At 70.2% G+C, this 20,905-nt stretch carries 22 protein-coding genes and 1 pseudogene; 15 read left to right on the top strand and 8 right to left on the bottom strand.

The annotated features are described in order from the left end of the window. Window positions 1-594 carry a GtrA family protein gene (locus tag ABZ848_RS13350; protein ID WP_360830106.1) on the top strand — a complete coding sequence of 198 codons (594 nt, stop codon included), beginning with the start codon at window positions 1-3 and terminating at the stop codon, window positions 592-594. Here the strand turns inward: ABZ848_RS13350 and ABZ848_RS13345 are convergent. After that, on the bottom strand, window positions 531-2,522 hold the full coding sequence (locus ABZ848_RS13345; protein WP_360830103.1) for a glycosyl hydrolase family 28-related protein: 1,992 nt from the start codon (window positions 2,520-2,522) through the stop codon (window positions 531-533). The genes ABZ848_RS13350 and ABZ848_RS13345 overlap by 64 nt on opposite strands. 82 nt (window positions 2,523-2,604) lie before the next feature. Further along, window positions 2,605-3,486, bottom strand: a complete 882-nt coding sequence (locus ABZ848_RS13340; protein WP_360830100.1) for a hypothetical protein — start codon at window positions 3,484-3,486, stop codon at window positions 2,605-2,607. A 261-nt stretch (window positions 3,487-3,747) separates the two neighbouring features. On the opposite strand from ABZ848_RS13340, the gene rplM reads away from it, so the two are divergent. The 3 genes from rplM (at window position 3,748) to glmM (ending at window position 6,269) form a co-directional block, all read left to right on the top strand. Then, entirely contained in the window at window positions 3,748-4,191 is a 444-nt protein-coding gene (gene rplM, locus ABZ848_RS13335) for a 50S ribosomal protein L13 (protein WP_360830097.1), read from the top strand. A gap of 42 nt (window positions 4,192-4,233) precedes the next feature. Further along, window positions 4,234-4,755 (top strand): 30S ribosomal protein S9, encoded by a 522-nt coding sequence (gene rpsI, locus ABZ848_RS13330; RefSeq protein WP_242772426.1) that lies wholly within the window; start codon window positions 4,234-4,236, stop codon window positions 4,753-4,755. Window positions 4,756-4,910: 155 nt separating this feature from the next. Continuing rightward, on the top strand, window positions 4,911-6,269 hold the full coding sequence (glmM, locus tag ABZ848_RS13325) for a phosphoglucosamine mutase (RefSeq protein WP_360830092.1): 1,359 nt from the start codon (window positions 4,911-4,913) through the stop codon (window positions 6,267-6,269). Here glmM and ABZ848_RS13320 read toward each other — a convergent pair. Together ABZ848_RS13320 and coaA are read right to left on the bottom strand one after the other, a co-directional pair. Beyond that, window positions 6,266-7,198: a DUF389 domain-containing protein gene (locus ABZ848_RS13320; protein WP_360830089.1), complete on the bottom strand. Its 933-nt coding sequence runs from the start codon at window positions 7,196-7,198 to the stop codon at window positions 6,266-6,268. The two genes, glmM and ABZ848_RS13320, sit on opposite strands and share 4 nt — an antisense overlap. 23 nt (window positions 7,199-7,221) lie before the next feature. Beyond that, window positions 7,222-8,211, bottom strand: coding sequence for a type I pantothenate kinase (gene coaA, locus ABZ848_RS13315; RefSeq protein ID WP_360830086.1), 990 nt, complete (start codon window positions 8,209-8,211; stop codon window positions 7,222-7,224). 155 nt (window positions 8,212-8,366) lie between these two features. Between coaA and glmS the strand changes: the two genes are divergently transcribed. After that, the gene (gene glmS, locus ABZ848_RS13310) at window positions 8,367-10,214 is read left to right on the top strand and encodes a glutamine--fructose-6-phosphate transaminase (isomerizing) (protein WP_360830084.1); all 1,848 of its coding nucleotides are present in this window, start codon (window positions 8,367-8,369) and stop codon (window positions 10,212-10,214) included. Here glmS and ABZ848_RS13305 read toward each other — a convergent pair. Then, on the bottom strand, window positions 10,175-10,390 hold the full coding sequence (locus ABZ848_RS13305) for a DUF397 domain-containing protein (protein WP_360830081.1): 216 nt from the start codon (window positions 10,388-10,390) through the stop codon (window positions 10,175-10,177). The two genes, glmS and ABZ848_RS13305, sit on opposite strands and share 40 nt — an antisense overlap. Before the next feature lie 8 nt (window positions 10,391-10,398). Further along, window positions 10,399-11,074, bottom strand: a pseudogene (locus ABZ848_RS13300) (Scr1 family TA system antitoxin-like transcriptional regulator). 117 nt (window positions 11,075-11,191) lie between these two features. On the opposite strand from ABZ848_RS13300, the gene ABZ848_RS13295 reads away from it, so the two are divergent. The 5 genes from ABZ848_RS13295 to ABZ848_RS13275 all read left to right on the top strand — a co-directional run bounded on the left by ABZ848_RS13295 (window position 11,192) and on the right by ABZ848_RS13275 (window position 15,176). Then, window positions 11,192-11,611, top strand: coding sequence for an ATP-binding protein (locus ABZ848_RS13295; protein ID WP_360830079.1), 420 nt, complete (start codon window positions 11,192-11,194; stop codon window positions 11,609-11,611). A 712-nt stretch (window positions 11,612-12,323) separates the two neighbouring features. After that, window positions 12,324-12,596, top strand: coding sequence for a hypothetical protein (locus ABZ848_RS13290; protein ID WP_360830076.1), 273 nt, complete (start codon window positions 12,324-12,326; stop codon window positions 12,594-12,596). A 3-nt stretch (window positions 12,597-12,599) separates the two neighbouring features. Then, window positions 12,600-13,055 carry a hypothetical protein gene (locus ABZ848_RS13285; RefSeq protein WP_360830073.1) on the top strand — a complete coding sequence of 152 codons (456 nt, stop codon included), beginning with the start codon at window positions 12,600-12,602 and terminating at the stop codon, window positions 13,053-13,055. After that, window positions 13,052-13,423 carry a holo-ACP synthase gene (locus tag ABZ848_RS13280; protein WP_360830070.1) on the top strand — a complete coding sequence of 124 codons (372 nt, stop codon included), beginning with the start codon at window positions 13,052-13,054 and terminating at the stop codon, window positions 13,421-13,423. Before ABZ848_RS13285 ends, ABZ848_RS13280 begins: the two co-directional genes overlap by 4 nt. Before the next feature lie 16 nt (window positions 13,424-13,439). Continuing rightward, entirely contained in the window at window positions 13,440-15,176 is a 1,737-nt protein-coding gene (locus tag ABZ848_RS13275) for an NAD(P)H-hydrate dehydratase (protein ID WP_360830067.1), read from the top strand. An 81-nt stretch (window positions 15,177-15,257) separates the two neighbouring features. Here the strand turns inward: ABZ848_RS13275 and ABZ848_RS13270 are convergent, their stop codons facing one another. After that, window positions 15,258-15,632 carry a VOC family protein gene (locus ABZ848_RS13270; protein WP_360830064.1) on the bottom strand — a complete coding sequence of 125 codons (375 nt, stop codon included), beginning with the start codon at window positions 15,630-15,632 and terminating at the stop codon, window positions 15,258-15,260. A 235-nt stretch (window positions 15,633-15,867) separates the two neighbouring features. Between ABZ848_RS13270 and ABZ848_RS13265 the strand changes: the two genes are divergently transcribed. From ABZ848_RS13265 to ABZ848_RS13245, 5 genes are all read left to right on the top strand, one after another. Then, the gene (locus ABZ848_RS13265; RefSeq protein WP_360830062.1) at window positions 15,868-16,725 is read left to right on the top strand and encodes a L,D-transpeptidase family protein; all 858 of its coding nucleotides are present in this window, start codon (window positions 15,868-15,870) and stop codon (window positions 16,723-16,725) included. 255 nt (window positions 16,726-16,980) lie between these two features. Continuing rightward, on the top strand, window positions 16,981-18,150 hold the full coding sequence (alr, locus tag ABZ848_RS13260; protein WP_360830059.1) for an alanine racemase: 1,170 nt from the start codon (window positions 16,981-16,983) through the stop codon (window positions 18,148-18,150). A gap of 140 nt (window positions 18,151-18,290) precedes the next feature. Next, a complete protein-coding gene (locus tag ABZ848_RS13255; protein WP_360830056.1) occupies window positions 18,291-19,532 on the top strand; it encodes an alpha/beta hydrolase in 1,242 nt (413 codons plus the stop codon). Beyond that, a complete protein-coding gene (gene tsaE, locus ABZ848_RS13250; RefSeq protein ID WP_360830054.1) occupies window positions 19,498-20,010 on the top strand; it encodes a tRNA (adenosine(37)-N6)-threonylcarbamoyltransferase complex ATPase subunit type 1 TsaE in 513 nt (170 codons plus the stop codon). Before ABZ848_RS13255 ends, tsaE begins: the two co-directional genes overlap by 35 nt. Before the next feature lie 161 nt (window positions 20,011-20,171). Next, window positions 20,172-20,342: a hypothetical protein gene (locus ABZ848_RS13245; protein ID WP_360830051.1), complete on the top strand. Its 171-nt coding sequence runs from the start codon at window positions 20,172-20,174 to the stop codon at window positions 20,340-20,342. Here the strand turns inward: ABZ848_RS13245 and ABZ848_RS13240 are convergent. Beyond that, window positions 20,339-20,890 carry a hypothetical protein gene (locus ABZ848_RS13240; RefSeq protein WP_360830048.1) on the bottom strand — a complete coding sequence of 184 codons (552 nt, stop codon included), beginning with the start codon at window positions 20,888-20,890 and terminating at the stop codon, window positions 20,339-20,341. The two genes, ABZ848_RS13245 and ABZ848_RS13240, sit on opposite strands and share 4 nt — an antisense overlap. Between the last annotated feature and the right edge of the window lie 15 nt (window positions 20,891-20,905).

Raw genomic sequence — 20,905 nt, 5'->3', positions numbered from 1 at the left:
ATGGGCGGACGGCACGCGCTTCCCTCACGGACGGGGAAGCTGTACGGCGAGATCGCGAAGTTCGGCCTGGTGGGGGCCTCCGGATTCGTGGTCAACCTCGCGGTCTTCAACCTCATCCGGAGCGTCACCGACCTGCAGCCCGTGAGGGCGAGCGTCGTGGCGACCGCCGTCGCGATCATGACCAACTACCTGGGCCTGCGGTACTTCACCTACCGGGACCGCGACCAGGAGGACCGGCACAGCCGGAGGCGAGAGCTGACCCTCTTCCTCTTCTTCAGCGCGGTCGGCCTGGTCATCGAGAACGGGGTCCTCTACCTGGCCACCTACAGCCTCGGCTGGGAGGGCGCGCTCGCCAACAACGTCAGCAAGTTCTTCGGCATCGGCATCGCGACCCTGTTCCGCTTCTGGTCGTACCGGACGTGGGTCTTCAGCGCGGCCAGCTCGGGCGAGCCCGGTCCGGAACCGTCGCCTTCTGGTCCCTGGCGGGCAGGTCCGACGGAACCGCTCGCGGTCTTCGACGCTCCACGCTCCTACGCCGGTTCGACGATCAGCCAGGCCACGGTGGAGGTGTCGCCGGCGGCTCCCTTGACGTAGAACTTGCCTGTCGTGCGGCTCGACACGAAGGCGATGCCTGCCGGGGTGCCACCGGGTTCCTGCACGGTGAGGAAGATGCGGCTGGTGGCGGTGACGGCGGTGGTCGCCACCTCGACCGGGGTGGCGCCCTGGAGGGTCACGACGCCCATCTTGGCGTTGGTGCCCTCCGCGATCCTGAGCCCCTTGCCGGGGGTGGCCGCCACGATGTCCGCCTTCTTGGTGCCGATCTGGGCGGCGCCCACACGGCCCCAGTCGGTGTCCCGGCCGGTGGAGCCGCCGGTGCCGAACTCCTGGGTGCCGTCGACGCCGACGGCGAAGCGGTTCACGGAGTCGCCCGCGACCTGGGACTGGAAGGCCCGCGCGGACGTGTCGGGGCCCGTGACGGCGTAGCCCTGCCCGGCGGCCTGCGTCTGGACCAGGTTCACGCCCGGGCTGGCCGAGGCGTTGACCACCATGCCGGGGGTGGTGAGCGTCACCCGGCCCGAGGCGCGGCCGACGGTGAGCGGGGTGTCGAGGGCGGTGCCGTTGTCGGCGTACCGGACCAGGGCGAAGTCGGAGCCCTGGTTGGAGCCCGACTCCGCGGCGGCCGTGGCCCGCAGCGCCCAGCGGACGTTCGCGCCCCGGCTCCAGAACTCCACGTCCCGGACCGTGCCGGCCGCTCCGGACAGCCGGTGCACATCGGACTTGTCCCAGACGATGCCCGCGTCGGTGTGCGTGCCGGCGACGACACCGCTGTGCCGGACCACGACCGCGCCCTCGTCGTGGAAGGGGCCCGCGGCGCCGACGTACTCACCGCCGACGACCGAGACGACGCTCGCGGAGTTCAGTGCGGACGTGGTGATTCCGTACGACGGGGAGTAGTCGCCGGTGTTGTCGTCGTCGCGGCCCGTCGAGGTGGAGCAGCCGGTCAGGACCACGCCCTCGGCGGCGCTGCCGGTGATGCTGAAGCCCGAGTAACCGGTGCCCGACTTCCCGTCCCGCTTGGCCAGGCAGCCCAGGAACTGGACGAACCGGCCGCCCGCGGAGGTGGAGACGTGGAAGCCGTCCTGGCCGTTGCGGTCGGTGTTGCAGCCGACCAGGACGAGTGAGTAGTTGATGCCGGTGATGGCGTAGCCGTGCTGGGCGTTCCACTCGGCGCGGCAGTCGACCATGGTCACGGCGTTCGGGTTGAGGATGTCGTAGCCATTGCCGCTGTTGCCCTGGGCGTAGCACTGGAACAGGTCGGCGTCGACCAGGCCTCCACCGGTGCCCGCCGAGTCACCCCAGGTGAAGCCGTGGCCGTTGTTGTCCACGCTGTGCACCTGGTTGAACTGCAGACCGGCCGCGTTCTGGGCGTTGACACCGTGCCCGGTGAAACGCCAGATCGTCACCTTGTCCATCCCGAGGTCCTTGACGCCGGGATGGATGCGGACGCCGTCGATCGCCGCCCCCGTGGAGTCCTTCTGGTCGCGTCCGTCGAGGGCGAGCCCGTACAGGCGGGGACCGCCGCGGTAGGCGGAGTCGGTATAGGTGCCGTTGACCGGGGCCGGGTCGATGACGATCAGGGCCTCGCCGGTGAAGTTGCCGATGCCGGGGCGTATGAAGGAGTCCGCCATGTTCGTGCGCACCGGGAAGTGCGGGTTCCAGTCGCCGCGCAGTGTCACGCCCAGGGTCAGCTTCAGGGGGCCGGCGAGGCGGTACTTGCCCGGCGGAAAGTACACGGTGCCGCCCTGGCCCGCCGCGTCGATCGCCTTCTGGATCGCGGGCCGGTCGTCGGTCGAGTCGTCGCCGAGGGCGCCGAATGCCGCGTCCATGACATTGAGCCAGCCGGTCCCGGCAGCGGCGGCGGCCGCGTCGCCCGCGGTGGCCACGGTGGCGGCGAGCGCGGTACCGCCGATCCCCGCGGCGGTCGCGAGCAGGTGACGTCTGGATCTGTGCTGCTCGGGCATGGACGTGTCCCCCCCAGGAACCGTGTCGACGGTCGATGACCGGATGATCAGGGGGGAGCGTCTCACACGCCCGAGCGCACGGTTACTGCTCCGCGGCCGCCGACGCCTGAACCCTGCCCCGCCGGTCGATCTGGTTGAACGTGAACAGCTGCAGGTTGTTGCCGGTCGTGAAGACGGTCGAGGACTTGTCCGTGACGTCCTTGCCGTTCTCGAAGCCGACCGTCGTGAAGTAGGCGTAGCGGCCGTAGGAGTTCGCCGTGGTGAGGCAGGTCGCGGCGTTGCAGAAGTCCTTCACGCCCTTGCCGGCCAGCGCCCTGACGAAGCCCTTCTTGTCGGCCTCGGTCCTGGCCTTGGCCGCCTGGGCCTGGGTGTCGAAGACCGCGACGCCGATCGTCGCCGCGACACCGCCCTGGCTGTACGTGGCGCGCAGCAGGCGGGTGCAGCCATTGGCGGTGAGGACCTTGGGGAGGGTGCCCTGGGCGACCGAGGCGCAGTTCTTCGTGTCGGACGTGGCACCCTTCTTGTAGGTGACCGAGTCCTGGGTCAGCTGGGCGCCCGGGAAGAAGGTGTCCACGCTGAGCGGGGCGGTGTCCTTGGCCTTGCTGGCGATGAACTCCTTCGGGTCCAGCGGCGGCGGGGCGCTGGTCGGCGCGAAGGAGGGCGCCGTCGCCGTGGAGCCGGGGACGGAGCCGCTCGCCGGCAGGTTCGACGGGCTGCCCGAGGCGTCGTTGTTCCCGTTCGCCGAGACGACGGCCATGGCGACGGCGGTGCCTATCGCGATCGTCGCCACCACGCCGCCGCCTATGAACAGCAGCCGGCGCCTCTTGTTGCGCGTCTCGGACGCCTCGGCCAGCGCGGCCCAGTCCGGGGTCTGACCGTCGCCGCCGCTGGTCCACGGCTGCTGGGATTGCGGTTTCCAGGGATCCCACTGGGACTGAGGTCCCCCCTGCTGCCCAAAGCTCATGGGGCGCATCTTAGACGGGGGGCGGATGGTGCGGCCGAGGGTCGCCGTTTTGACCCGTCCGGGGGCCTCCCGGTATTCTGCCTAGTCGTTGTGTATTGGCCTGCTCGTTCTCAGACGAGAGGCCCGTACCTAGGTTCCCTGGAGCAGTTACCAGTGGGCGGCATACGGGCAGTGTCCCGGCCATTGTCGTCCCCAGCTGCACGATCGCTTCAGTGATGCCATGTGTCACCATCCATCCACTGAAGAAGAAAAGGCTGCGAAGTGCGTACGTACAGCCCTAAGCCCGGCGATGTGACTCGCCAGTGGCACGTCATCGACGCGCAGGACATCGTCCTGGGCCGTCTCGCCACCACCGCCGCGTCCCTTCTGCGGGGCAAGCACAAGCCGATCTACGCCCCCCACGTCGACACCGGCGACTTCGTCATCATCATCAACGCCGACAAGGTCCACCTGTCCGGCAACAAGCGGACCCAGAAGATGGCCTACCGCCACTCCGGCTACCCGGGCGGTCTGCGCTCGGTCCGCTACGACGAGCTCCTCGACAAGAACCCCGAGAAGGCCATCGAGAAGGCCGTCAAGGGCATGCTCCCCAAGAACACCCTGGGCCGTCAGATGCTCACCAAGCTGAAGGTCTACTCGGGCGACCAGCACCCGCACGCTGCTCAGCAGCCGGTGCCGTTCGAGATCACCCAGGTCGCGCAGTAAGTCCGGCCACCCCCTAAGACTGAAGAGAATCTGAGGAGAATCGTGGCCGAGACCACCGTCGAGACGCCCGTCGAGGGCGAAGAGATCGTCGACATCGACAGCTACACCACCGAGTCCGAGGTCCCCGTCGAGGGCGAGTACACCTCGGAGTCGCTCGCGTCCCGCTTCGGCGACCCGCAGCCGGCCGCCGGCCTGGGCCGTCGCAAGAACGCCATTGCCCGCGTCCGGATCGTCCCGGGCACCGGCAAGTGGAAGATCAACGGTCGCACCCTCGAGGACTACTTCCCGAACAAGGTGCACCAGCAGGAAGTCAACGAGCCCTTCAAGGTGCTCGAGCTCGAAGGCCGTTACGACGTCATCGCCCGCATCGCGGGTGGCGGTGTCTCCGGTCAGGCCGGTGCGCTCCGTCTCGGTGTCGCCCGCGCGCTGAACGAGGCCGACGTCGACAACAACCGCGGCCCGCTCAAGAAGGCCGGCTTCCTCCGCCGCGACGACCGTGCGGTCGAGCGCAAGAAGGCCGGTCTGAAGAAGGCCCGCAAGGCCCCGCAGTACAGCAAGCGTTAATACGCAGCTGCCTGTACGTCCGAACGCCCCGGCGGCACGCCACAGTGCCGTCGGGGCGTTCGTTTATCACGGCCTTGGGCGTATAACGGCACAAGGCGCTCAAAGGCTCGTGTGATCGGCTGACCGCCGTGACTCATGCTTCTTCAGGAGGACAAGTGGGACGACTCTTCGGCACGGACGGCGTGCGCGGCGTCGCCAACGCGGACCTGACGGCCGAGATGGCGCTCGGTCTGTCGGTCGCGGCGGCGCATGTGCTGGCCGAGGCGGGCACGTTCGAGGGCCACCGGGCGACGGCGGTCGTCGGACGTGATCCCCGTGCGTCCGGGGAGTTCCTGGAGGCGGCCGTGGTCGCGGGCCTCGCGAGCGCAGGCGTCGACGTCCTGCGCGTCGGCGTGCTGCCGACCCCGGCCGTGGCGTATCTCACCGGCGCGCTCGGCGCCGACCTGGGCGTCATGCTCTCCGCGAGCCACAACGCCATGCCCGACAACGGCGTCAAGTTCTTCGCCCGCGGCGGCCACAAACTGGCCGACGAGCTGGAGGACAGGATCGAGGCGGTGTACGAGTCCCACCGCCACGGCGAGCCGTGGGAGCGGCCGACCGGGGCGGGCGTGGGGCGCGTGCGGTCGTACGACGAGGGGTTCGACCAGTACGTCGCCCACCTCATCGCCGTACTCCCGAACCGGCTGGACGGGCTGAAGATCGTTCTCGACGAGGCGCACGGGGCCGCGGCGCGGGTCTCGCCGGAGGCGTTCTCGCGGGCCGGCGCCGAGGTGATCACGATCGGGGCCGAGCCGGACGGGCTCAACATCAACGACGGGTGCGGGTCGACGCATCTCGACAAGCTGAAGGCGGCCGTGGTCGAGCACGGGGCCGCGCTCGGGATCGCGCACGACGGTGACGCGGACCGGTGCCTCGCCGTGGACCACACCGGCGCCGAGGTCGACGGTGACCAGATTCTTGCCGTGCTGGCGCTGGCGATGCGGGAGCGGTCGGTGCTGCGGTCGGACACCGTGGTCGCGACCGTCATGTCCAACCTGGGCTTCAAACTGGCCCTGGAGCGCGAGGGACTGACGCTCATTCAGACCGCGGTCGGCGACCGCTATGTGCTGGAGGAGATGAAGGAGCACGGGTACGCGCTCGGCGGCGAGCAGTCCGGGCACGTGATCATCCTGGACCACGCCACGACCGGCGACGGGACGCTGACGGGGCTGATGCTGGCCGCGCGGGTCGCACAGACCGGGCGGACGCTGCGGGACCTCGCCGGTGTCATGGAGCGGCTGCCGCAGGTGCTGATCAACGTGCCCGACGTGGACAGGTCCCGGGTGAGGACCTCCGCGGAGCTCGCCGCCGCCGTCGCCGAGGCCGAGCGCGAACTCGGCTCCACCGGCCGGGTGTTGCTGCGGCCCTCCGGAACCGAGCCGCTGGTACGGGTCATGGTCGAGGCCGCGGATATCGACCAGGCCCGGACCGTGGCCGGCCGCCTGGCCGACGTCGTGAAGTCGGCGCTCGGCTAGGAGACCGCCCTGCGCTGCCTGGCCCAGAGGTACTTCTGGGCCAGCAGCGTGAGCGTGCCCGCCAGGACGATGCCCAGCAGGTTCAGCAGGAGCTGCTCCGTGGAGCCCCAGGCCTGCCGGTACTCGCTGTAGGCGAAGGCCACCGCCGCGTTCGCCGCTGCCGGGACCGTGGTCACCGAGATCGCCACGCCCACCAGGAGGCCCGACTTCGCGGACGTGAGCGAGAGGGTGCCGGCGATGCCCGCCAGGACCGCGACCACGAACGAGAACGCGTCCGGGCGGTAGATGAAGTTGGTGTTGGGGCGCTCGGCCTCCAGCCGGACCCTGGTGAAGAGGTTCACCGCGTCCATGAAGTACGTGAAGCCGACCGTCGCCAGCATCGCCACCGCGAAGCCCACCAGCAGGGCGGTCAGGGAGCGCAGGGCGAGGCGCGGGTGGCGCTGGACCACCGCCGTGCAGATACCGGCCAGCGGACCGAACTCCGGGCCCACCGCCATCGCGCCGACGATCAGGATCGCGTTGTCGAGGACCACACCGCAGGCCGCGATCATCGTGGCGATCGTGATGAAGGCGACGTAGGTGACGGAGAGCGTCGACTCCTCGTGCGTCGCGTCGGCGAGGTGCTCCCACAGGACCGCGTCCGCACCCTCGCCGGGCGCCTCGGCCTCCGCCTTGTCCGCCCGCTTGGACAGCGACAGGTCGATGTTCTCGACGGCGATCGAGCCGGTCCGGTCCAGCTCCAACTCCCGCAGCGCGCCGATGAGTTCGTCACCGGCCTCGCGCGCCACGTCACAAGTTACGACGTCCCCGGCGGGGTTGCGGGCGGCGCCGGGCAGCACGACGAGGTGGGCGGTGCCGACCGTCTTCTCGATCAGGCGGACCACGTCGTCGGTCCGGTCGGCCGGGGTGATCAGGCGCAGGTGCAGCATGACGCCCTTTTTAACAGGCGGCTTCAGAGCTTGCGCAGGCGCAGCCGCTGGACCTTGTGGTCCGGGCCCTTGCGGACGACCAGGGTGGCCCGGCCGCGGGTGGGGGCGATGTTCTCCACCAGGTTGGGCTTGTTGATGTTGCGCCACTGGGTGCGGGCGTAGTCGAGGGCCTCGTCCTCGGAGACCTGGGTCCACTTGCGGAAGTACGAGGACGGGTCCTGGAACGCCGTCTGGCGCAGCTTCTTGAAGCGGTTGAGGTACCAGCTCTCCACGTCGTCCGCGCTGGCGTCGACGTACACGCTGAAGTCGAAGTAGTCGGCGAGGCCGACGCGGGTGCGGCCGTCCTTGCCGGGGAGGGCGGGCTGCAGGACGTTCAGGCCCTCGACGATCAGGATGTCCGGGCGGCGGACGACGAGCTTCTCGCCGGGGACGATGTCGTAGATGAGGTGGGAGTAGACGGGCGCCGTCACCTCGTCCTTGCCGGCCTTGATGTCGGCGACGAAACGGGTCAGGGCCCGGCGGTCGTACGACTCCGGGAAGCCCTTGCGGGACATCAGGCCGCGGGCCTGGAGCTCCTTGGTGGGGAGGAGGAAGCCGTCGGTGGTGACCCGCTCCACGCGCGGGTGCTCGGGCCAGCGGGAGAGGAGCGCCTGGAGGAGGCGGGCGACCGTCGACTTTCCGCAGGCCACCGAGCCGGCGATGCCTATCACGAACGGGGTGCCGGACTGGGAGCCCTGTTCGCCGAGGAAGGTGTTCAGCGCGCCTCTGAGGCCGTCGGTGGCGCCGACGTACAGATTGAGGAGGCGGGAGAGCGGGAGGTAGATGTCCCGCACCTCGTCGAGGTCGATGACGTCGCCGAGGCCGCGCAGTTTCTCGACCTCCTCGGCGGTGAGCGGGAGCGGAGTCTTGTCGCGCAGCGCGCTCCACTCCGTACGGGTGAGGTCGACGTAGGGAGTCGCCTCCGGCCTGTGCCGGTGGGCGCTCCGGGGCATCGAGGAGACCGGAGAGATCACAGTCCATTGTTAACGGAGTTTGAACGGGACGGCGGGTGGGGTGCGTCACGCCTTTCCTGTGGAAGCCCACGAGGGGTTCGTATGGGCGTGGGAATTTCCGATTTCGGGCACGCTGAGGCTCTTTTCGACGGCCGTCGGCCCGTACGCTGCCGCTCATGTGCGGAATCGTGGGATACGTGGGGTCGCAGTCGGCGCTCGATGTCGTGATGGCCGGACTGAAGCGACTGGAGTACCGGGGGTACGACTCGGCCGGAGTGGCCGTTCTGGCGGACGGGGGACTGGCCGGCGCGAAACGGGCCGGGAAGCTCGTCAATCTGGAGAAGGAGCTGTCGGAGCGGCCGCTGCCGACCGGGAGCACGGGCATCGGGCACACCCGGTGGGCCACGCACGGCGGACCGACGGACGCGAACGCGCATCCGCACCTGGACAACGCGGGGCGGGTGGCCGTCGTCCACAACGGGATCATCGAGAACTTCGCGGTGCTGCGCGCCGAGCTGGCGGAGCGGGGGCACGACCTGGCCTCGGAGACGGACACCGAGGTGGTCGCGCATCTGCTCGCCGAGGAGTTCTCGTCGTGCGCGGACCTCGCCGAGGCGATGCGGCTGGTGTGCCGGCGCCTTGAGGGCGCGTTCACGCTGGTCGCCGTACACGCCGACGAGCCGGACGTGGTGGTGGGGGCGCGGCGGAACTCGCCGCTGGTGGTGGGCGTTGGAGAGGGTGAGGCCTTCCTCGCCTCGGACGTCGCCGCGTTCATCGCCCACACGCGGTCGGCGGTCGAGCTGGGGCAGGACCAGGTCGTCGAGCTGCGGCGCGACGGGGTGACGGTGACCGGCTTCGACGGGAGTCCCGCCGAGGTGCGCTCGTACCACGTGGACTGGGACGCGTCCGCGGCGGAAAAGGGGGGCTATGACTACTTCATGCTCAAGGAGATCGCCGAGCAGCCCAAGGCGGTCGCCGATACGCTGCTCGGCCGGATCGACGCGGGCGGCTCGCTGACGCTGGACGAGGTGCGGATCCCTCCGGGGGTGCTGCGGGAGGTCGACAAGGTCGTCGTCGTGGCGTGCGGTACGGCCTTCCACGCCGGGTTGATCGCCAAGTACGCCATCGAGCACTGGACGCGGATCCCGTGCGAGGTGGAGCTGGCGAGCGAGTTCCGGTACCGGGATCCGATTCTGGGGCCGCAGTCGCTGGTGATCGCCATCTCGCAGTCCGGGGAGACCATGGACACGCTGATGGCACTGCGGCACGCCCGGGAGCAGGGGGCCAAGGTCCTCGCCATCTGCAACACCAACGGGGCGACGATTCCCCGGGAGTCGGACGCCGTGCTGTACACGCACGCGGGCCCGGAGGTGGCGGTCGCGTCCACGAAGGCCTTCCTGACACAGCTCGTCGCCTGCTACCTGGTCGCGCTGTATCTGGGCCAGGTGCGGGGCACCAAGTGGGGCGACGAGATCTCCGCCGTCATCCGGGACCTGTCGCAGATCTCCTGCGAGGTCGAGCGGGTGCTGGAGACGATGGAGCCGGTACGGGAGCTGGCGCGGACGCTGGCCGACAAGGACACGGTGCTGTTCCTGGGGCGGCACGTGGGCTACCCGGTCGCGCTGGAGGGGGCGTTGAAGCTCAAGGAGCTCGCCTACATGCACGCCGAGGGCTTCGCGGCGGGCGAGCTGAAGCACGGGCCGATCGCGCTGATCGAGGAGGACCTGCCAGTGGTGGTGGTCGTTCCCTCGCCTCGGGGTCGGTCCGTCCTCCACGACAAGATCGTGTCCAACATCCAGGAGATCCGGGCGCGGGGTGCGCGGACGATCGTGATCGCGGAGGAGGGCGACGAGGCGGTCGTGCCGTATGCCGACCATCTGATCCGGATCCCGGCGACTCCGACGCTGCTTCAGCCGCTGGTGGCGACGGTGCCGCTGCAGGTGTTCGCGTGCGAGCTGGCGACGGCTCGGGGGAACGGGGTGGATCAGCCGCGGAATCTGGCGAAGTCGGTGACGGTGGAGTAGGGGTCTCGCTCGAGGGATTCCACGAAGGTGACGAAGGCCCCGGTCGGGAAGGTGAGGGTGGCCCTGGCCGGGGTCTTTGTGTCACGGACGGCGACGTGGGTGGGGGAGTCGGCTATCTCCACGCAGGCATTGCCGTCGCCCTCGCCGGAGTAGGACGACTTACGCCAGTTGCCCATGGGGTGCCTCACAGCTCCTTCGTCAGCCGGTGGATGAAGTCGCGCGATCGGTCCGGTCCGAGCGATACGGCTTCCAGTTTGCGGAAGCGCGTTCGATACGTGCTGAGTTGGGCTTCGGAATCAAGCAAGACGGAGCCATGAGGCGCGTCGCGCACCAACGTGTCCAGCTTGGGTACATCCCCGCCGACATACGTCATCGTGCCGGAAGCTCTGGCGAAGCCCTCCAGGTCGAAGGGAAGCGCGGCCTCGTGGAGCACGACCTCATGGGGGAACGCCGCCTCGCCCTGGCGTGTCAGCCGGTGCCGGACACTCAACTCGAGTTCTTGACTGGTGAGTTCGGGGATCCGGCCCGAGAAGACCGCGCGGGCGTAGTCCTCGGTCTGCAGCAACCCCGGGACGTACAGGATCGCGACCTCGTGCATGAATGTGGCGTGGTGGTCCAGTTCGGCGAGGTCCAGGAACGCCGTGGGAAGCAACCCTCGGAACTCCTCCCACCAGCCGGTTTCCTGCTTGGTGGCCATGACGACCAGTGCGTCGACGAATTCCTGGTCCGTGCAGTCGTAATGGGATGCGAGGCGGCGAACACGTTGCCTCGGTCGTGGTGAGCCCTGCCCCCTGACGAAGCCTGCGTAGCTCAACTCCCAGGCGCATCTGACGCGCAGTTGGTTCGCGCCTCAGGACCATCAGCCGCTCCTTGGTTCAACGTGCCCGCACGTGCTGCGGGAGTGCGCCGCTCCGCCCTGCCGTGACGGATGCGGCAACGCCACCGCCGAACCCCCACCGCCGAAACGGAGTTGCCGCATGCCCGAAAACGAGCCGAACGAACAGTGGGAGTACGCCCCGTACATCCCGAACGACCCTCGCTCCGGCACCGTCTGCCGCCGCACCCTCTGGCTGATCCTCACCATGCACGGCCTGATCCGCCTCGTGGACACCGCCGAGCTGCTCGCGACCGAGCTGGTTTCCAACGCCGTACGCCACACCGATGGCCCCGCTGCCCTGCGCGTTCGCTGGTCGGCCGGCGTGCTGCGGATCGGGGTGTGGGACGCGGACCCCGAACCGCCGGATCCGCCAAGGGAGTTGGGTCAGCCCGCTGATGCGGAGGAAGGGCGGGGGCTGGCTCTGGTCCGGGCCTGTGCCGATCTGTGGGGCTGGCAGCCGTTGTCCCGGCACGGGAATCGGGGCAAGTACGTGTGGTTCGAGCCGGCCTCGGCGGCGTGAACGTTTCCCCGCCGCTCGAAAGGGTGAACGCATCGCGGTCGCCCGCGCAATCCATCCATTGATCCACTTAGGTTGCGCACATGGTCACATCAGCTCACGAGGGCATGCACCGCATCTTCCAGGAGCGGCCCGAGATTCTGGCTCCCGTGTTCGGGGTGCTGGGCGTTCCGTTCGCCGCGAAGGCGACCGTGGACGCCGTCACCACGGATGTGACGGAGGCCCGGCCGCTGGAACGTCGCGTGGACACGGTGCTGCGCATCGGCCCGTCCGACGGCGAGAGCTTTCTGCTCGCTGTCGAGGCGCAGTCGGGCAAGGTTGAAGGCAAAGAGTGGAGTTGGGCGTATTACATCGGGTACCTCCAAGCGAAGTACAAGCTGCCCGTGCTGCTTCTCGTCGTCTGTCAGGACAGGGCCACTGCCAAGTGGGCAGCCGGACCCTTCGACTGCGGCACGCGCGGCTGGACGGCTCTGCGGACATATCCGCTGGTTGCCGGGCCGGACAACCTGCCGGTGATCACCGACGCCCGGACCGTGGCGAAGAACCTCCCGCTGGCAGCGCTCTCCGCACTGGCACACGCCCGTAGCCGTGACGGCCCATCGGTACAGCCCTTCAGGAACTCCTGGATACCGACCCCGCCACCGCCAAGTACTTCTTCGACTTCCTCGAAGTCACCCTGGGCAAGACTCCAGCCGGAGAGAAATGGAAGGCAATCATGTCGACGTTCGTCAGCTACTTCCCCGGTCGGGGGACGGTCCGTGAGACGGCCTACCTGGAGGGCAAGGCCGAAGAATGCGGCTTGATGATCCTCCGTGCGTTGGAGAAGCGCGGCATCGCCGTCCCCGAGGAGACGCGGGAGCGTGTCACCTCGTGCACCGATCTCGACACCTTGACCGCCTGGTTCGACCGTTCCCTGACGGCCGCGACGGCCGAGGACCTGTTCGTCGAGGACGCGGGGCTTCCGGGGGCCGGTTCTGGAGAGGCCTGAGCATTGGCCGAGCAGCAAGAGGAGCAGCAGGACGACTCGCCGGAGTTGTTCAACCTCCTCCGGTTCGCTGCCGCCTGCCTCGCGCTGGGCATTTTCCCGGACAAGGTGGACGAAGCGGCTCAGGGTTACTTGTCAGGGCTGCACGGCCTCAGACGGCAGGGGGTTCTTCGCCTTGAAGACCTGACTCAGGTGTACTCAAGAGATCCAGAGCATGTCGAGCGCTGGGCCGCCGGCTTTGCCGCGGGGTATCTCTCGGCGTGGGCCATGGCGGTGCTGCGTGTCCTGGACAGGCGCGATGTCGCCGTTGACAACCACGTTCTCCGGGCTCTCGACCTGTGCCCCGACGCGGATCTGCTCACCCGCTTCCTGGACCTGGCCGTCACCGCGGCGCGCAAGTCCGATTCGGTCGTCGGAGAGGCGGGCCGCGGGGCCCAGGCGGATCGTAGAGTGCCCGGATGAGCATCATCGGCGTCGGTATCGACGTGGCCGAGATCGGGCGGTTCGAGGCGTCGCTGAAGCGGACGCCGGGGATGGCGGAACGGCTGTTCGTCGAGCGGGAGTTGTTGCTGCCCAGTGGGGAGCGGCGGGGGGTTGCCTCGCTCGCCGCGCGGTTCGCCGCCAAGGAGGCTCTCGCCAAGGCGCTCGGGGCGCCCGCCGGGCTGCACTGGACCGATGCCGAGGTGTATGTCGAGGACAGTGGGCAGCCTCGGTTGCGGGTCAAGGGGACCGTGGCCGCTCGGGCCGCCGAGCTCGGTGTGCGGTCGTGGCACGTGTCCCTCAGCCATGACGCCGGGGTGGCCTCGGCGGTGGTGATCGCCGAAGGCTGAGGGCAGACTCGGTCGCATGCGTACTGCCTACGGCGTTGAGACGGTAAGGGCCGCCGAGCGCGAGCTCGTGGCGCGGCTTCCCGAAGGGGCGTTGATGCAGCGGGCCGCCGCGGGGCTGGCCGCCGCCTGCGCGGATCTGCTCGGGCGGGTCTACGGCAGCCGGGTCGTGCTGCTGGTCGGCAGCGGCGACAACGGAGGCGACGCCCTGTACGCCGGCGCGCGGCTCGCCCGGCGGGGGGCGGGGGTGGTGGCCGTGCTGCTGGCGCCCGAGCGGGTGCACGCGGGGGGACTGGCGGCGCTGCGGCGGGCCGGGGGTAGGACCCTTGAAGCGGGGTCGGCTGGGCAAGCGGGGTCGGCTGGGCAAGCGGGGTCGGCTGGGCAAGCGGGGTCGGCTGGGCAAGCGGGGTCGGCTGGGCAAGCGGGGCAGGCAGGACAGCCAAGCCAGGCAGGGCAGCCAGGCTCGGCAGGGCAGCCAGGCTCGGCAGGTCCGGCAGCCCCGCAAGGACCGGCAGCTCCGCAAGCACCGACAGCTCCGGAAGGACCGGCAGCCCCGGCAAGGCAGAGCGTTGCCGTTGCTCCTGCTGGTGACAGCGCCGCAGCCGCCGCCGGTATCACCCCCATCGAAGAAGCCATCCTCCGCGCCGACCTTGTCATCGACGGCATCGTCGGCATCGGCGGCAAGGGTGGACTCCGGCCCGCAGCAGCCGAGTTGGCCGCCCTCCTCGCCGAATCCCGTGTCCCCGTCGTCGCCGTCGATCTGCCCAGCGGTGTCGACGCCGACTCCGGTGAAGTGCCCGGCGCAGCCGTCCGCGCCGACCTCACCGTCACCTTCGGGACCCATAAGCCGGGGCTGCTCATCGATCCCGCGCGGGAGTACGCCGGCTCGGTGCGGTTCGTCGACATCGGGCTGGGTGTCGTACTGCCCGACGAGCCGGAACTGGAGGCCCTGCAGCATGCCGACGTGGCCCGGCTGCTGCCGATGCCCGGTGCCGAGAGCGACAAGTATCGGCGAGGTGTCGTCGGGATCGCCGCTGGCTCCGCGCGATATCCCGGCGCTGCTGTGCTTGCCGTGTCGGGGGCCTTGAGGGGCGGGGCCGGAGCCGTTCGGTACGTCGGGCCCGCCGGCGGCGCCGTCATCTCGCGGTTTCCCGAGACCCTCGTGTCGGATCAGGGGCCCGCGAAGGCCGGGCGCGTGCAGGCCTGGGTCGTCGGGCCGGGGGCCGGGGACGACGCCGGGACCGTCGCCGAGGTGCTGGAGGCCGACGTACCCGTGCTGATCGACGCGGACGGGCTGCGGCTCGCCGAGCGGGATGTCGTACGACGTCGTGGCGCGCCGACCCTCATGACCCCGCACGCCGGGGAAGCCGCCGCGCTGCTGGGGGTGTCCAGGGACGAGGTCGAGGGGGCCCGGCTCAAGTGGGTGCGTGAGCTCGCCGCGCGGTACGGGGCGACCGTCCTCCTCAAGGGCTCGACCACGCTCGTCGCCGACCCGGGCGGCGGAGCCGTACGCGTCAACGCGACCGGGACACCCTGGCTCGCCACCGCCGGCAGCGGAGACGTGCTGTCGGGGCTCACCGGGTCCCTGCTCGCGGCCGGGCTGTCCGCCCTGGACGCGGGGAGCGTGGGTGCCTATCTGCACGGGCTGGCCGGAAGGTTCGCCGCCGACGGTGCTCCGGCCGGCGCGCACGACGTCGCGGAGGCGATTCCGGGGGCCTGGCGGGATGTGCGGGACACACGGGACCTCCGAGACTGACCCTCTGATCCCCGAATGTCCCCTACCGGGCCGGGCCCCACTGCAAGGCCCCTACCGCACGCTCCTATCGCGCGGCCCCGACTACGCCTGCTGCGTCACGCAAAGAATGTTCCCCTCGCTGTCCTTGAACCACGCCGCCCGCATCCCGTCGTCCTCCGCGACCCCGTTCACCGTCTTGAGGCCGGGCTGGTCGTAGTCCTCGAACGTGACGCCGCGGCCGCGCAGGTCCGTCATCTCCGTGTTGAGGTCGGTCACCAGCCAGGTGGCCAGTGTGTGGGCGGCCTTGCCTCCGCTCGGGGTCGAGTAGAGGGAGAACTGGACGCCGCCCGACTCGAAGACCGCGAAGTCGCTGCCGTCGAGGACGAGCTTGAGGCCGAGTGTGTCGCCGTAGAAGTGTTTGGCCCTGTCGAGGTCGCTTGCGGGGATCACGGCGTTCAGGGGTGTTTCTGCCAACATGTCCGCCACCTCCTGATTCCAGCCTAGGCTCGCTCCTCAATAAGGGTGACTCGGCGGCCTGAATAAGGGTGACCCGGCCGCGCGCCGCCCCGGCATCCCCATACCCGCACGTTTCTCTGATCGCATGATCAGCAGACGTATCAGTAGATGTGTCACCGGACGAATCACCGGGCGTACCACAGGACGTGTCACCGGACGTGTCACCCGACATGCCGCCTGTCGCGGTGCCGCCGTCGTGCTCGCCGCCCTCACCGTCCTCCCCCTCGGCACCGAGGCACTCGCCGCCCCCGCGCCCCCGATCCCCGCCCCTGGCCCGGAGGCCGAGCTCGTTCCCGGTGTCGCGCCCGGGCCCGCTCAGCCCTGGCAGATCGACACGCCCGACCAGGTGCTCGCGCCGAAGGTGTACGCGCCCAGTGCCGCAGAGGATGCCGTCGAGCCGCGGGACGCGGCGGTGGGGACGTACGACCTCGTCGAGTACGTGCCGCTCGGGGACGCCGTCGGGAAGGTCGCGTGCAGCAAGCGGACCGGGCCCTATCAGCGCGGTGTCGAGCGGTGGCTGAAGCTGAAGGTGGACGGGAAGCAGTCGGCGGCGGACTGCCGGGCCATCCGGAAGTTCCAGGTGAAGTACAGGATCAAGCCCGCCATCGGGTTCGCCGGGCCCGTCACCTGGGCCACCATGCAGCTCATCGGGGCCAGGAAGAATCCCAACGCGGCCGGGAAGTGCCCCGTGCGTTCGTATCGCGTCGTCTGTGTCGATCTCAGCCGGCAGCTGACCTGGGTGCAGAAGGGGAAGAAGGTCGTCTTCGGGCCCGTGCCGATGCGGAGCGGGCGGGCTGGGCACCGGACCCGGCCCGGGTGGCACAAGGTCTACTGGCGGCACAAGAACCACTGGTCGACGCTGTACAACTCGCCCATGCCGTATGCCCAGTTCTTCGACGGCGGGCAGGCCTTTCATGCCGTCTACGGGAGCATCTACACCACCGTGGGGTCGTGGGGGTGCGTCAACCTGCGGTTCGGGGACGCGAAGAAGCTGTGGGGGGTGCTGAAGAAGGGCGACCGGGTGTACGTGTGGGGTCGGCGGCCGGGTGCCTGAGCGGTCCTGGGGAAGTCGGCTGCCCCGCGGCGGAGCCGCAAGACGATGCAGCGGCAACGCCGCCAGGGGCGCGGGGCTGTGTCGATGTGCGGCTACCGCCGCGATGAGGGTCCCCCCGCGCGAGCGAAGCCGAGCGTGGGGGAGCGACCAGCCACGACGGCGCCGCGGTCGACCGACAACATCTCGCTGCTCTTCCAGCGGAGCGCTTAGGCGTCCGGCAGGAGTGTCCGACCCCTCTGAGACACTGGGGGCGTCATGAGTGAGACTGCTGCTGCCCCTGCCGCGTCCCTGCGGGCCCGTGCCGAGATCGATCTGGCCGCCCTGCGGGGCAATGTGCGTGCCCTGCGCGCCCTCGCGCCGGGTGCGCAGCTCATGGCTGTCGTGAAATCGGATGCTTACGGGCATGGGGCGGTGGCCTGTGCTCGGGCCGCCGTCGAGGCGGGGGCCGGCTGGCTCGGGACCGCCACGCCCGAGGAGGCGCTCGCGCTGCGGGCGGCCGGGCTGCGGGGGCGGCTCATGTGCTGGCTCTGGACGCCGGGCGGGCCCTGGCGGGAGGCCGTCGAGGCCGACATCGACGTGTCGGTGAGCGACATGTGGGCGCTGGCGGAGGTCACCGCGGCGGCCCGCGAGGCCGGCCTTGTCGCGCGCGTGCAGCTCAAAGGTGACACCGGGCTCGGGCGCAACGGCTGTCAGCCGGGCGCCGACTGGGCCGAGCTCGTCGGCGCGGCCGTCGAGGCCGAGCGCGCGGGACTCCTGCGCGTCACCGGGCTCTGGTCGCACTTCGCCTGCGCCGACGAACCCGGGCATCCCTCGATCGACCACCAGCTCGGCCTCTTCCGGGAGATGGTCGCGTACGCCGAGCAGCGGGGCGTCCGCCCCGAGGTGCGGCACATCGCCAACTCGCCCGCCACCCTCACCCGGCCCGACACCCACTTCGACCTCGTACGGACCGGGATCGCGCTCTACGGCATCTCGCCGAGCCCCGAGGTCGGCACCCCCGCCGACTTCGGACTGCGGCCCGTGATGACGCTCGCGGCGAACATCGCCCTGGTGAAGCACGTTCCGGGCGGTCACGGCGTGAGTTACGGGCACAAGTACGTCACCCCCGGCGAGACGACCCTCGGCCTGGTCCCGGTCGGTTACGCCGACGGCATCCCGCGGCACGCCTCCGGCACCGGACCCGTCCTGGTCGGCGGCAAGTGGCGGACCGTCGCGGGGCGGGTCGCGATGGACCAGTTCGTCGTCGACCTCGGCGGGGACGAGCCGGAAGCCGGCGCCGAGGCGGTCCTGTTCGGGCCCGGCGACCGGGGCGAGCCCACCGCCGAGGACTGGGCGCAGGCCGCGGGCACCATCGCGTACGAGATCGTCACGCGCATCGGAACGCGCGTTCCCCGCGTCTACGTGAATGAGGAACAAAGCGGGTAAGCGGCACAAGGGGCCGTCGGCACCGACCGGCTGCGGTACAGCACCGGCGATGCGAGCAACACGTGTAACAACAGGCAACATCAGTAACACCTGCATCACCCGACCCAGCGAACGAGAGTCCGGCGAAGAAGGAGCGGTACGTGAGCGAGAGCAGTGCGGAGGCCGTCGCAGCCGTCGCCTCCGCCACGGGGGCGGCCGGGAACTGGCGCAGGGCGACCGGTATCGCGGGCGCCGCGATAGGCGTGGTGGCGGCCGGGGCCGCGGCCGGCGTCGCCATCGAGCGGCTCACCGTCGGCCGCGGGATGAGGAAGAAGGCACGGCTCGCGCTCGACTCGACGGGACCGTACGGCTCACTGCGCGGCACACCCGGCAAGGCGTACGCCGACGACGGCACGGAGCTGTACTACGAGGTCGACGACGTCGACCCGGCCGCCGTACCGCCGCTCAGCCCGCGCCGCCGGCGCCTGTTCGGACGTAAGGCACCCGCTCCCGTCACCGTCGTCTTCAGCCACGGCTACTGCCTCAACCAGGACTCCTGGCACTTCCAGCGCGCGGCCCTGCGGGGTGTGGTGCGGACCGTGCACTGGGACCAGCGCAGCCACGGTCGGTCCGGGCGGGGCGTGCGGCAGGTGCAGGACGGGGTGCCGGTCGACATCGACCAGCTGGGGCGCGATCTGAAGGCCGTGATCGACGCGGCCGTGCCGGACGGGCCGATCGTGCTCGTCGGGCACTCCATGGGCGGCATGACCGTGATGGCGCTGGCCGACCAGTACCCCGAGCTGATCCGCGACCGGGTCGTCGCGGTCGCCCTCGTCGGTACGTCCTCCGGGAAGCTCGGCGAGGTCAACTTCGGGTTGCCCGTCGCGGGTGTGAATGCCGTACGGCGGGTGCTGCCGGGCGTGCTGAAGGCGCTGGGGCAGCAGGCCGCGCTGGTGGAGAAGGGGCGGCGGGCGACCGCCGACCTGTTCGCCGGGATCATCAAGCGGTACTCGTTCGCCTCGCGGGACGTCGACCCGGCCATCGCGCGGTTCGCCGAGCGGATGATCGAGGGGACGCCGATCGACGTGGTCGCCGAGTTCTACCCGGCGTTCACCGACCACGACAAGACCGAGGCGCTCGCGCACTTCGCGGACCTGCCGGTGCTCGTGCTGGCCGGGATCGGCGACCTCGTCACGCCCAGCGAGCACAGCGAGGCCATCGCCGACCTGCTGCCGGACGCCGAGCTGGTGCTGGTTCCGGACGCCGGGCACCTGGTGATGCTGGAACACCCGGAAGTGGTGACCGACCGGCTCGCCGACCTCCTCACCCGTGCGGGTGCCGTGCCGGCAGGGGCTACCGTGGGTGGCTATGGAAGCACCAGCAGCACCGCACAACCCGGTTGAGACCCAGCTGACCGTCACGTCTCCCGAGCAGATGCTCGACCTGGGCCGTCGGCTCGCCAAGCTGTTGCGCGCCGGTGACCTCGTGATGCTCAACGGCGAGCTCGGCGCGGGCAAGACGACGCTGACCCGCGGGCTCGGCGAGGGGCTGGGGGTCCGGGGCGCGGTCACCTCGCCGACCTTCGTGATCGCCCGGGTGCATCCCTCCCTGGGTGACGGTCCGCCGCTCGTACACGTCGACGCGTACCGGCTGGGCGGCGGCCTGGACGAGATGGAGGACCTCGACCTGGACGTCTCGCTGTCCGACTCGGTGATCGTCGTCGAGTGGGGCGAGGGCAAGGTCGAGGAGCTGACCGACGACCGGCTGAACGTCGTCATCCACCGGGCCGTCGGCGACACGACGGACGAGGTGCGGCACGTGACCGTGACGGGGCTCGGGGAGCGCTGGGCGACGGTGGACCTGAGCGTGCTGTCCGCCTGACGCCCCCAGGCCCGGGCCTGACGTACGGACATTTCCGTGAACGTTTCCGACAAGACGTCGGCAAGATATTGCATTCGGCGTCTTGCGCGTGGTCACATGGTACCCAGCTCGTAGTTAGGTCTACCTAACTACGCCCGCCCCCGGGTCCTCAGGAGGCGTCCATGCCGGCCACCGAGAGCAACGAGCAGAAGCCGTACGCCGTCGTCGCGGGCGTGTCCATGCGCGAGCTGCTGGCGTCGTGCGCCGCGGCCAGCGCGATTTCGACCCCGCCCCGGCTCCCCGACCCCGAGGTGCCACGGCGACCGGTGCAGCAGGGCAGGGAAGCGGCCTAGCGGATCACGACCACGTTCGCGCCGATCGTCGCGAACGCCCACATCGCGTCGCCGTCCTCGCGGGACTCGCGGACGCCGCCCGTGCGGACGCCCGGGTCGGGGGCCGACTTGGCCTTCTTCACCGCCGCGCTGAAGCCGACCGCGACGCCGTCCACGTTCGCGAAGCGGACCACGTGCTCGATGGGGGTGCCGTCGGTGCCGGTGATCGTGTTCGAGCGGGACGTGACCGGATAGGCGCCCGGGAGCGGGTCGACGCTGCCGGGGGTGACGGTGAAGGTGCGGGTGACCTTGTTGCGGGCGTCGACCAGCCAGACGCGGTCGTCGTCCAGCGAGTACACGACCCGCTCGCCGGTGCCGGAGTTCCCCGGCAGGGCGGTGGGGTTCCTCTTGTCGCGCGGTGCCTTGACGGCGGCCGCCGGGGAGGCGCTCGCGTGCGGCTTGCCCAGGTCCGCGGGGACGGTCGCGGAGGCCTGGTAGCCGAGGACCCCGACCGTCACGAGCGCCGCCGTGGTGAGCCCGAACACGAATCCGGAGCTGCCGTTCGCCACCGTCGCCCACCTGAC

Source organism: Streptomyces sp. NPDC047081 (assembly GCF_040643775.1).
Lineage (GTDB): Bacteria > Actinomycetota > Actinomycetes > Streptomycetales > Streptomycetaceae > Streptomyces.
The sequence above is the reverse complement of the archived record's forward strand: the minus strand, read 5'-3'. Positions and strand labels throughout refer to the sequence as shown.